At 73.6% G+C, this 10881-nt stretch carries 12 protein-coding genes; 6 read left to right on the top strand and 6 right to left on the bottom strand.

Features of this window, described 5'->3' with window-relative positions:
• Nucleotides 1–524 precede the first annotated feature (524 nt).
• The gene (locus ACFV4P_RS14540; protein ID WP_380470923.1) at nt 525–1829 is read left to right on the top strand and encodes a DUF6271 family protein; all 1305 of its coding nucleotides are present in this window, start codon (nt 525–527) and stop codon (nt 1827–1829) included.
• The gene (locus ACFV4P_RS14535; protein WP_380470921.1) at nt 1826–2326 is read left to right on the top strand and encodes a GNAT family N-acetyltransferase; all 501 of its coding nucleotides are present in this window, start codon (nt 1826–1828) and stop codon (nt 2324–2326) included. The genes ACFV4P_RS14540 and ACFV4P_RS14535 overlap by 4 nt, the downstream gene beginning before the upstream one ends.
• A gap of 64 nt (nt 2327–2390) precedes the next feature.
• On the opposite strand, the gene ACFV4P_RS14530 is transcribed toward ACFV4P_RS14535, so the two are convergent.
• From ACFV4P_RS14530 to ACFV4P_RS14515, 4 genes are read right to left on the bottom strand one after another with little or no spacing between them, the layout of a single operon-like run.
• Entirely contained in the window at nt 2391–3086 is a 696-nt protein-coding gene (locus ACFV4P_RS14530) for a 4'-phosphopantetheinyl transferase family protein (RefSeq protein WP_380470919.1), read from the bottom strand.
• Entirely contained in the window at nt 3083–3895 is an 813-nt protein-coding gene (locus tag ACFV4P_RS14525; RefSeq protein WP_380470917.1) for a hypothetical protein, read from the bottom strand. Before ACFV4P_RS14525 ends, ACFV4P_RS14530 begins: the two co-directional genes overlap by 4 nt.
• 4 nt (nt 3896–3899) lie before the next feature.
• Nucleotides 3900–4199 (bottom strand): acyl carrier protein, encoded by a 300-nt coding sequence (locus tag ACFV4P_RS14520; protein ID WP_380470915.1) that lies wholly within the window; start codon nt 4197–4199, stop codon nt 3900–3902.
• Nucleotides 4200–4236: 37 nt separating this feature from the next.
• Nucleotides 4237–5169, bottom strand: coding sequence for a 3-oxoacyl-[acyl-carrier-protein] synthase III C-terminal domain-containing protein (locus ACFV4P_RS14515; RefSeq protein WP_073812921.1), 933 nt, complete (start codon nt 5167–5169; stop codon nt 4237–4239).
• A gap of 186 nt (nt 5170–5355) precedes the next feature.
• Between ACFV4P_RS14515 and ACFV4P_RS14510 the strand changes: the two genes are divergently transcribed.
• The 4 genes from ACFV4P_RS14510 (at nt 5356) to ACFV4P_RS14495 (ending at nt 8571) form a co-directional block, all read left to right on the top strand.
• Nucleotides 5356–5586 carry a hypothetical protein gene (locus ACFV4P_RS14510; protein WP_380470913.1) on the top strand — a complete coding sequence of 77 codons (231 nt, stop codon included), beginning with the start codon at nt 5356–5358 and terminating at the stop codon, nt 5584–5586.
• Nucleotides 5583–6740, top strand: coding sequence for a glycosyltransferase (locus ACFV4P_RS14505; protein WP_380470911.1), 1158 nt, complete (start codon nt 5583–5585; stop codon nt 6738–6740). Before ACFV4P_RS14510 ends, ACFV4P_RS14505 begins: the two co-directional genes overlap by 4 nt.
• An 88-nt stretch (nt 6741–6828) precedes the next feature.
• Nucleotides 6829–7782, top strand: coding sequence for an ATP-binding cassette domain-containing protein (locus ACFV4P_RS14500; protein WP_380470909.1), 954 nt, complete (start codon nt 6829–6831; stop codon nt 7780–7782).
• 24 nt (nt 7783–7806) lie between these two features.
• Nucleotides 7807–8571 carry an ABC transporter permease gene (locus ACFV4P_RS14495; protein WP_380470907.1) on the top strand — a complete coding sequence of 255 codons (765 nt, stop codon included), beginning with the start codon at nt 7807–7809 and terminating at the stop codon, nt 8569–8571.
• A 59-nt stretch (nt 8572–8630) separates the two neighbouring features.
• Here ACFV4P_RS14495 and ACFV4P_RS14490 read toward each other — a convergent pair whose 3' ends face one another.
• Together ACFV4P_RS14490 and ACFV4P_RS14485 are read right to left on the bottom strand one after the other, a co-directional pair.
• A complete protein-coding gene (locus ACFV4P_RS14490; protein ID WP_380470906.1) occupies nt 8631–9935 on the bottom strand; it encodes a PLP-dependent aminotransferase family protein in 1305 nt (434 codons plus the stop codon).
• The gene (locus ACFV4P_RS14485) at nt 9932–10867 is read right to left on the bottom strand and encodes an alpha/beta hydrolase (RefSeq protein WP_380470904.1); all 936 of its coding nucleotides are present in this window, start codon (nt 10865–10867) and stop codon (nt 9932–9934) included. The genes ACFV4P_RS14490 and ACFV4P_RS14485 overlap by 4 nt, the downstream gene beginning before the upstream one ends.
• Between the last annotated feature and the right edge of the window lie 14 nt (nt 10868–10881).

The raw sequence follows: 10881 nt of genomic DNA, 5'->3' as shown, positions 1-10881 counted from the left end.
TCGCCGAATCCGGAACATCTCCCTCGCAAATCCGTGATCTCCCCGAGATATTCGGCGCAGGGTGCGCAACGATCATCACGAATCGATTTCGGAGCGGCTGCCGAAGCGGCGAATAGGCGTTCAGGAGATCAATCGGCCGGGCCGGGTCCGGGCCCGACGGACTTCGGGTACGGAAGTCGGGCCGCGCCGGCCGCGGGCGATTCCCCGCCGGATTCCGCGCGACCGTTCCCCGTTCACCCGGAGGGTCCCGAAGCGCACGCGAACCGATCCGCTCCGGGCCCGCCCCGGGGCAGTGCCGACTGCCCCATCGGGCAGTGTCGGCGGGCGGTGCGGGCGGCCCGCGGGCAGAGCGTTGACACCCCGGTTCGGGCTGGTCCAGTGTGGTGCGAACCAGGTCATCCACGGTGCCGCCGCAGCCTTCCGCACCCGCCGCCGAGCAAGGGCCTGTCCGGTCGATCTTGTCGGATCAGCTCGACCGGCCACCGGCGCACCGCATCTGACGATCAGACGGAGATTCCCACACCATGCAACGAGTCTGCCTCGCCCTGCCCACCATGCGGGCCTGTCCCGGCACCATCGTGGATCTCGCCGAGGAGGCGGCCTACGCCGTCGCGACCTTCGGGGTCGAGGTCCACCTCCTCGTCCTGGACACCACCGTGGCCGCCGAGTTCGCGAAGAACGCGGACGCCGTGGCCGCGCTGACCCCCGCCTCCGGCGTGTTCGTCCACCACCTCGGCAACGAGGCGCAGCGGGCGTTCTTCCTCGACGTGGCGCGGCGCTCCGGCGGCGCCGACCCCGAGCTGCTGCTCGACCTGATGCTGCCGTCGGACGTCGCGTACGGCTCCTGCGTCAACCGGATCTTCCTGGGCGCCGCCGCCCTCGGCTGCACCTCGGCGCACCTGCGCAACGACGACTTCGACTACCGGGTCGTCGACGGCGACAAGATGTTCCCGATCCACCACGAGCTGCTGTCCCTCGGCAAGCCGGCCGGGGAGGCGCTGGCCGGCGTGGCCCGCTCCGAGCTCGACCCGGCGGACGCGGACCGGCCGGTGATGCTGGTCAGCGCCTCCTTCATGGGCGAACTCAACGTGGACATCGGCGAGATCAACGAGCTCGACCCGGAGGTCTACCGGGACCTGGTGCGCCTGTGGACGCCGCGGGTGTGGACCCGGGAGCAGCAGGACGCCATGGTGGACATCTCCTTCAAGGGCGCCGAGCCGGAGACCTTCGACCGCGACGACTCGGTGCTCGGCGTGCCGGACATCTGGGACGTCTACATGTGCAACGTCGCCCTGGACCACCGGGGTTACGAGGTGCTGCCGCTGGTGCCCTCGCTGCGCACCATCGGCGCCGACTACGCCCTGCTGCACGCCCTGGTGCACGCCGAGCTGCCCGCCGTCGTCCACAAGCGGCACATCGTCAACTACTACACGCCCGAACGCCGGATCGGACCCGGGTTCGTCTCGTACCAGCTGCGCTTCGTGAAGATGCTGCTCTCGATGCTGTACCTGTACCCGGTGTACGGCCAGATGATCGACCTCGGACGCGAACTGCTCGACGAGCGGCACGAGTTGAAGGTCGAACCGATCCTCGGCCTGGTGCGGAGCACCATCGACCTGGACCGGGACGTGAACGAGCAGTGCCTGGACGAGGTGGACCGCCTGTACCGCAAGCTGGGCGGCAAGTACGCCGACCTGGCGGACGCGGTGGCCGGGCAGCGGCAGCAGCTCCTGGACGAGGCCCGGGAGGACGCCGAGCGCTGGGCCGTGCTGATCGAGGCCTGGGCGCCGATGGTGGCCGCCGCCCGCGAGCGGGGGCTCGGCGGGTGACCGGGGAGTTCCTGATCCGGCAGCTGGCCGACGGGGACTGGGACGCCGTGGTCGCGCTGGAGCACGACGCCTACGCGGCCGACGGCCTCTCCGAGGGCCGCGAGGCGCTGGAGTCCCGGGCCCGCCGCTCGCCGGAGACCTGCTGGGTGCTGGAGCAGCACGGCGCCGTCCGCGGCTACCTGCTGAGCCTGCCGTACCCGCCGCTGGAGTGCCCGGACCTCGCCGTGCCGGAGCAGGACGGGGCGGTCGAGTCGGACAACCTGCACGTGCACGACCTGGTGCTGGCCGAGGAGTTGCGCGGCCGGGAGCTCGCCTCGAACCTCATGGACCACGTGCACGCGCGGGCGGCGGAGGGGGGCTTCACGCAGATCTCGATGGTCGCGGTGCGCGGCTCCGACATCCTGCTGCGCTTCTTCGGCTACCGCGCGCACCGGGAGGTGCCCCTGCCCGCGTCCTACGGGCGGCGCGCGGTCTACATGTCGAGGCCCGTGGGCTGACGGCGCCACGACGTCGAGCCCGACCGGCATCCTGGCCGGTCGGGCTCTTCGTGCTGTCGGCCGGTCAGGCCCAGTGGTGCCGGCGGACGGTGAAGGGGCGGTCCCCGTCGGCGGCGACCGCCGCGCGGAACGGGCCCGGGACGGGGACGTCGGCCAGCCGGAGCGGGCCGGGGCCGAGCGGGCCCGCGTCGGGCAGGCGCAGCGGGGAGGGCCCGGCGAGCGGGAGGCCGAGGCCCTGGGCGAGCCGGCCGCCGTACACCTTGACGCAGGCCTCGCGGCGGCACCAGAGCCGGGTGAAGCGCTCGGCGCCGTCGGCCGGGCTGGGCGCGTCGAGGACGAGCGCCGCGTCGGCGGGCGGGAAGTGGCGGCGGGCGATCCGGGCGCCCACGCCGGGCGGGCGGAGCTGCTCGACGTCCGCGCCGACCCGGCGCCCGTCCGCGACGGCGAGCAGCGCGAGGGCGCCCGAGGCGGACCAGTTGACGTCGATCCCGCTGTCGACCGCGGGGCTGGGCCTGCCGTGCGGACCGCGCCGCCACCCCAGGTCGGCGGGCGCGACGCCGAGCCGTTCGGCGACCAGCAGCCGGACGGCGCCCCGGACCACGGTGAAGCGCGCGCCCTGCCGCGGGTCGTGGGCCCGGTCGGCCCGCTCCCGTTCCTCGGCGTCGAGCAGGCCGTACAGCCGGCGGACGACGGCCGGGGGCCGGTCGGTGGGGATGCTCCAGACGTCGATGACGTCGATGACGTCGGGGTCGGTGCTCACGGCAGGGTCAGGGTGCTGAGTCGGCCCAGGCGCCGGTCGTGGTCGGCGACCAGCAGCGGCCGGTGCCCGGCAGGGCGGTCGGCGGGGCGGTCGGCGAGCAGGCTCCAGACGCCGGTGAACGGCTGTCCGGGACGGGCCGCCTCCGCGCCGTCGGGGAGGTCGCCACGAGCCAGGTCGGCGGCGAGCAACAGGCGTGCGCCCGGCCCGAGTCGGCGGTGTTCGTCGAGGACGGAGCGCAGCGCCTGCGCGCCGTCCGGCTCGGCCTGCCCGCGGACCCGCATCCCCTCCTCCTGAGCCTCCTCGCAGACCAGGACGACGGCGCGGTGCTCGGCAGGCAGCTCGACGGGCTCGGCGGGCCGGTGGTGCAGGGCGCTCTGCTCGGCGAGCACGATCACGGCCCGCCGGCAGCCGCCGGTGCGGTGGTGGGCGGCGGCGATCCGCAGCGCGGCGAAGGCGGTGGCGCTGCCCTGGTCGCAGACGGCGAAGGCGGTCGGCTGCCCGGGGCAGTGCCGGCTCAGGCGGAGCGAGGAGGGCGCGGCGGGCCGGACGTCCGGGGAAGAGAAGGCGAGGATCAGCAGGTCGGCGGGTTCGCCCCCGGGCAGCGCCTGCGCGAACAGGCCGGCGGCCATCTCGCCGTAGTCGTGCCCGGCGCCTTCGGTCAGCAGGTCCTCGCGCAGCGGCAGGCCGTACGGGCGGACCAGGTCGCCGGTGAAGACGCGCAGGTCGGGGTGGAGCGCGGCGGCGGAGTGGCCGTCGAATCCGGCGGCGACCGCCCTGGTCACGCGCAGGCCGCGGGTCTCGGCGGGCATCGGGTCAGTCCTCGTCGACGTGGTGCCCGACGACGTAGTCGGTGAGGCTGTCGACGGTGCGGATGTCGTCGATGGCGAGGTGCTCGACGTCGACCTGGATGGCGAGCTGCTCCTCGATGTCCAGGACCAGTTCGACGATGCCGGAGGAGGTGAGGCCGAAGTCGTCGAAGAAGCAGGCGTTCGCGGGGATGTCGGCGAGCTCGACGCCCAGGACGCGCGGCAGGACGTCCTCGATGCCGCGCCGGATGCGGACGCGCACCTCGGGGTCGACCGACTCGGTGGTGGGCACAACGGATTCGGACATGGGTGGACCGTCCTGTGGTGGAGGTGAAAGAGCGGGCTCAGTGGCGCAGGACCATGGCCGCGAAGGTGGCGCCGATGCCGGCGGCGGCGATCAGGTAGTGGTCGCCCGGCCGGAGCGCTCCGCCGGTGGTGGCGGTGCGGAGGTTGATGAAGGCGTCCGCGGCGAAGCTGTGCCCGACCGTGAGCACGTTCTCCAGGACCACCTGCTCGACAGGGTAACCGAGTTGACGGCAGATCATCCGCCAGGAGGCCTGGTTGACGTTGTGCGGGAGCAGCAGCGCGATGTCGGAGAGGTCCAGACCTGCCTGGTCGAGTGCGGCCTGCACGGTCTCGATCATGGTGGGCTGGTACTCCCGCTGGTAGCGGACCATCAGCTCCGGGTCCTCGGCCGGTCGGCCGTAGAACTCGGGGCGTTGGCGGACCGCGTAGGACAGCACGCGGTTCCGGTCGCCGTCCGGGCTGACCAGGCAGGCCGTCGAGGCCTCGGCGAAGATCGTGGTCTCGGGGAGCACCTGGGCGTCCCGGGTGAAGGTCTTCTCCCCCGCCACCACCAGGGCCAGCGCCGACGGGTCGCCGTCGTCCGCGAGCAGTCGCCCGGCCAGGTCGACGGCCAACAGTGAGGCGGCGCAGGCCTGTTGGGTGACGGTGAAGGCGTCGGCGCGGGTGAGGCCGAAGCGTTCCTGGAGCTGGTGCAGGGGGTTGATCGGGTAGGGCGCGGCGACCGGCGTGTTGCGGGCGTGCAGCAGGTACCGGATGCGGTGTTCGTTGCCGCGCAGTTCGGGCAGCGCCCGGACGGCGGCGTCCAGCAGGTCGAGCAGCGTCCCGTCCGGGTCCAGGCGTACCTGGTCCAGGCCGTGGAAGCGGCGGAAGAGTCGGAGTTGACGTGGGGTAAGGCCGATCCGCGCGCCCACGTCCTCGATCGGTTCGAGTCGCGGGGGGAGGTGGACGGCCACTGCCTCCAGTGCGGTCACGGCGGTTAGTATTCCCACGCTCTGCGGGTCGCACAAGCGACGACCGCCTTGGAGCAGCCTCCCTCACTCCCGTTGCCGTCGAGCCGGTGGAGCCTTCCGATGACCGATTCCCCGCATTCTTCCGTATACCGAGAAACCGCTTCCGACCTGGCCTCCGGGCCCCCCACCGGGCTCGACCCGGGGTTGTTGGCCGCGCTGGTCGAGGCCGCCGACGCGCTGCCCGATTGGGCAGAGTCGCTCGCCCCCGAGGACCGACTCGACGGCGATCTCGCCCTGGACGAGAGCGAGTTCGCCGCCCTGGACGCGCTGCTGCGGGAGCGCTTCGGCGCCGACCTGGGCGCGCTGCGGGCCGGCCTCGACCTGGACGGTCTGGCCGCCCTGACCGTCGGCGACCTGGCGGAGCTGGTGCGCCGATGAGCCGCTTCCTGATGGTGGTGCCGCCGCTGGCCGGGCACGTCAACCCGGCGTCCGGGATCGCGAACGAGCTGGTCGCGCGCGGCCACCAGGTCGCCTGGACCGGCACCGAGACGATGCTGCGGCCGCTGCTCGGCCCCGACGCCCGGATCTTCGGCACCGGCAACCGGATGTTCCGCGCGATGGGCGGCCACGGCCTGGCCTCGCTGCGCTCGCTGTGGGAGGGCTTCGTCGTCCCGTACGCCAGGTTCACCCTGAAGCCACTGGACGCGGTGGTCCGGGAGTTCCGGCCGGACGCGCTGCTGGTCGACCAGCACACCCCGGCGGGCGCGCTGGTCGCGCACCGGCACGGCCTGCCGTGGGCGAGCCTGGCGCCGGGGGCGATGGAGCTGGGCCGCCCGTACCGGGCACTGCCGCAGGTCGAGGCCTGGACGGCGGGCCTGCTGGCCGGGCTGTGGGAGCGGGCCCAACTGCCCGCCGACGAGTTCACCGACCCGCGTTTCTCGCCGCACCTGCTGCTGGCCACCACTGGGCGGGCGCTGCTCGGTGATCTGCCGACGCCGCCGCACCACGCCCTGGTGGGGCCGGTGCTGACGCAGCGTCCGGCCGATCCGGCGTTCCCGTGGGAGCGGCTGGAGCCGGGCCGGCGCACCGTGCTGGTCACCATGGGGACGATGTCGGACGCGGTCGGCGCGGACTTCCTGCACCGCACCGTCGAGGCGCTGGCGCAGCTCGGCGGGGACGTCCGGGCGGTGATCGCCGCGCCCCGCGGGGCACTGCCGGCTGCCCTTCCGGACTCCGTGGTGGTGGTCGATCGGGCACCGATCCTGGAACTGCTGTCCGGCGGCCGGTTGGACGCGGTGCTCTGCCATGGTGGGATGAACACCGTGGTCGAGTCGCTGGCGCACGGTGTCCCCGTGCTGGCGGCGCCGATCCGCAACGACCAGCCGTTCGTGGCGCAGCGGGTCGTGGAGGCCGGGGCCGGCCTCCGGGTCCCGTTCGCCCGGGTCAGCCCGCCGGTGATCGCCGAGCGGCTGCGGCGGGTGCTCGACGATCCCTCCCACCGGACGGCCGCCGAGTCGATCGGTCGTCAACTGCTTTCCGGTGGCGGGGCGTTGGCCGCCGCCGACCGGATGGAAGCGCTGGTCGCGCCCTGATTCCGCTTCGCGCCCGCCGACTCCCTTTCCCTGCACGGGAGTCGGCGGGCGCGGTCCCCCGTACACCGCCCCAGCCCGGGAGTTCTGGTTGATCGAGACCAAGGGACTTCGCAAGTCCTATCCGTCCGGTAAGCACGGCCGCACCGTCGTCGACGCCGTCCGCGGCATCGACCTGGACGTCCGGGCGGGCGAGATCTTCGGCTTCCTCGGCCCGAACGGCGCCGGGAAGACCACCACCCTGCGCATGCTCGCCACGCTCATCCGCCCGGACGGCGGCGAAGCCCTGATCGCCGGCGCCGACCTGCTGGCCGACCCGGCCGAGGTCCGCCGCCGGATCGGCTACGTCGCCCAGGGCGGCGGCACCGCCGACGCCGTCACCGGCCGGGAGGAGCTGGTGATGCAGGCCCGGATGTACGGCATCCGCAAGGCCGACGCCCTGCGGCAGGCCGAGGACGCCCTCAAGGCGTTCGACCTGACCGAGTTCGCCGACCGCCACTGCAGCACCTACTCCGGCGGCCAGCGCCGCCGGGTGGACATCGCCCTCGGGGTGATCCACTCCCCGAAGGTGCTGTTCCTGGACGAGCCGACGGTCGGCCTCGACCCGGCCAGCCGCGGCCAGGTGTGGGCCGAGATCGAGCGGCTGCGCACCGAGGGCATGACGGTGGTGGTGACCACCCACTACCTGGACGAGGCCGACGCGCTCTGCGACCGGGTCGCGATCGTCGACCACGGCCAGGTCGTCGTCGAGGGCACGCCCGAGGCGCTCAAGCGCGAGATCTCCGGCGACGTCGTCCTGCTCGGCCTCGCCGCCGGGGAGACCGCGCCCGCGGCCGACGCCCTGCGCGGGCAGCCGTACCTGCACCGGCTGGAGCCGGGCGAGGACGGGCTGCGGCTCTACCTGGACGACGGCGCGGCGGCGATCCCGCAGCTGCTGAGCGTCCTGAACGGGGCGGGCATCGTCCCCGGGACGGTGCAGCTCCAGCGGCCGAGCCTGGACGACGTCTTCCTGGCCCGCACCGGCCGCTCCATCGAACAGTCCTGACGAGAGATCCCTGGGGTTCCTTCCGTGAAGCTCGCCCGTGACACCTGGCTGGTCTTCCAGCGGCAAGCGCTGCTGATGTGGCGCACACCGATCTGGATCGTCATCGGCATCACCCAGCCGGTCTTCTACCTGCTGCTGTTCGCCCCGCTGCTCAAGAAGGTGCTGGCCCCCATGGGCGCCAGCACCTATGCCGAGGCCTACCAGATCTACGTTCCGGGCCTGTTGGCGGTGCTCTGCATCTTCGGCGGCCTCTACACCGGCTTCAGCCTGCTCGGCGAGCTGAAGGCGGGCATCATCGAGCGCTCCCGGGTGACCCCGGTCAGCCGGCTCGCCCTGCTGCTGGGGCGGGCGCTGCGCGAGATGGTCGGGCTGCTCGTCCAGGCGGTCATCATCACGGTGGCCGCGCTGCCGTTCGGCCTGCGGGTCGACCTGCCGAGCCTGCTGCTGGCCTACGTCCTGCTCGGCCTGCTGGCGCTGATGACCTCGGCGCTCTCGTACGGCATCGCGCTGGCGCTGCCCAACGACGCCGCGATGGCACCGGTGGTGAACACCATCGCCCAGCCCATCGGCCTGCTCTCCGGCGTGCTGCTGCCGCTGGCGCTGGCGCCGATGTGGCTGCAGCGGGTGGCGGAGTGGAACCCCTTCTACTGGGCGGTGGAGGGCATGCGGGCGCTGTTCTCCGGGCACCCCGGCGACAGCGTGGTCTGGCAGGGGCTGCTGATCGTCACGGCGCTGACGGCCGTGGCGGTGTTCTGGTCGGCCCGGCTGTTCTCGGCCCGCATCCGGTAGCCGCGTACGCACGGAGGAGGGGGAGGGGCCGCGGCCCCTCCCCCTCCTCCGTGCTGTGTTCAGCTCGCGGCGGCCTTGATGAAGTCCGCCAACCGGGCCACGCCCGTCTCGATCTGATGCTCGCTCAGCGCGCTGATCGACAGTCGCAGTCGGCGCTCGCCGCCGCCCGCCGGGTAGAACGGGGCCATCGGCGTCCAGAGCACGCCGTGCTCGCGGGCGCAGCGCTCCATCGCCGCCTCGTCGGCGGTGAACGGCACCTGGAGCACGGCGAAGAAGCCGCCCTCCGGCTCGTTCCAGGACACGCCGAGCCGGGCCCGTTCGGCCGGCGGGAAGTGCCGCTCCAACTCCCGCAGCAGAGCTGCCAGGTTGGCCGCGTAGTGGGCGCGGGCCGGGCCGTTGGCCTCGCGCAGTCGACAGTCGTACCGGAGCAGCATGCCGCCGATCACGGCCTGGCTGAGCGCCGGGGTGTTGACCGTCGTCATGCTCTTCAGCTTGGCCAGTTCGTCGGCGAGCAGCGTGCGGCGGCCGTCCGGGGCGAGCACCTGCTGGTCGGCGACGACGTAGCCGAGCCGGGCGCCGGGGAAGCAGGTCTTGGCGAAGGAGCCGAGGTAGACCACCTGGCCGCGCCGGTCCAGCGCCTTCAGGGTGGGCCGCGCGCCGGGCTCGCGGGCGAAGAAGCCGTACGGGTTGTCCTCGATCACCAGCAGCCCTTCCTCGGCCGCCGCGTCCAGCAGCCCGGCGCGCGCCTCGACCGGCATGCTCGCGCCGGACGGGTTGGCGAAGTCGGGGACGACGTACAGCGCGCGCGGACGGCGGCCGGCCGCCCGGACGGCGCGGGCCGCCTCGCGCACGGCCTCCGGGTCGGGGCCGCCGGCCGGGCCCTCCGGGACGGGCACGGTCGCCAGGTCGAGCAGCCGGGCGGCGCCGGTGACGCCGACGTAGCAGGGCGAGCTGACCAGCAGGACGTCCTCGGGCGTGGCGCACAGCGCGCGCAGCACCAGCAGCATCCCCTCCTGCGCGCCGACGGTGAGCACCAGCGACTCGGGCGCGGCGTGCAGGCCCTCGTCGTTGGCGAGGGTGCGGGCGACCAGGTCGGCGATGATGCCCTTGGTCGGGCCGTACTGGAACAGCGCGGTACGCACGGCGCTGCCGCTGAGGCCGCGTTCGGCGAGGTGGGCGAGGTAGGTGTCCAGGTGGCTGTGGACGTCCTCGGGCTCGAAGAAGCCCTCGTGCGGGCGGCCGGGGGCGAAGGAGAGCGCGTCCGGGTAACGCTCGGTGACCTCGTTGAGGAAGGTCATCGCGTCCAGCAGCGGATCGGCCAGGCTGGCGTGCAGGTCGCCCAGCGGCAGCGTGACGGTGCTCATCGGAGGGCCTCCCGCAGTCGGTCGGCGGCGTAGTGCTGGGCGTCGCGGCCGTCGTCCAGGACGCCGGCCATCGCGAAGAAGCCGTGCGGCATGCCGTCGTAGCGGCGCAGCTCGACGGGGACGCCGGCGGCGCGCAGGGCCTGTGCGTACGCCTCGCCCTCGTCGCGCAGCGGGTCGTACTCGGCGGTGATCACGGTGGCGGGCGGCAGACCGGCCAGCGAGGGGGCGCGCAGCGGGGAGGCCAGCGGGTTCGCGCCGTCGGCCGGGTCGGCCAGGTAGTGGCCCCAGTACCAGGCGACCGAGCGGCGGTTGAACAGCAGCGGGTCGTCGTGCTCGCGGACGGACGGGGTGTCCGCGGCGTGGTCGGTGTTGGGGTAGACCAGCAGCTGGTGGCGGAGCGCCGGGCCGCCGCGCTCGCGGGCGGCCAGGGTCAGCGCGGCGGCCAGGTTGCCGCCCGCGCTGTCGCCCGCCACCGCCAACCGGGCGGCGTCGCCCCCGAGTTCGGCGGCGTGCGCGGCGATCCACTCGGCGGCGGCGATCACGTCGTGCACGGCGGCCGGGAAGGGGTGCTCGGGGGCGAGCCGGTAGCCGACCGAGACGGTGAGACACCCGACGGCGTTGGTGAGGCGGCGGCAGATCGCGTCGCTGGTGTCCGGCGAGCCGAGAGTCCAGCCGCCGCCGAACAGGTAGAGCAGGACGGGCAGTCGAGCATCACCGGTCTCGGGACGGTAGACCCGCAGCGGCAGCGGGCCGCCGGGGCCGTCGACGGTCAACTCCTCGACCGAGCCCACCGGTTCCGGATTCCCGGCGGCGGCCCGGATGTCGGCGAGATCCGCGACACGGGCCTCGGCCAGGGTAAGGGTGTACAGCGGAGGCACACCGGCGGCAGCACGCTGCTGACGCATGGCCTCGGCCTGGGGATGCAGTGGCAAGAGTCGTTCCTTGG

The organism is Kitasatospora sp. NPDC059795, from assembly GCF_042732175.1.
In the GTDB taxonomy this organism is placed as follows: domain Bacteria; phylum Actinomycetota; class Actinomycetes; order Streptomycetales; family Streptomycetaceae; genus Kitasatospora.
This window is presented reverse-complemented; position numbering and strand designations above follow the sequence as displayed.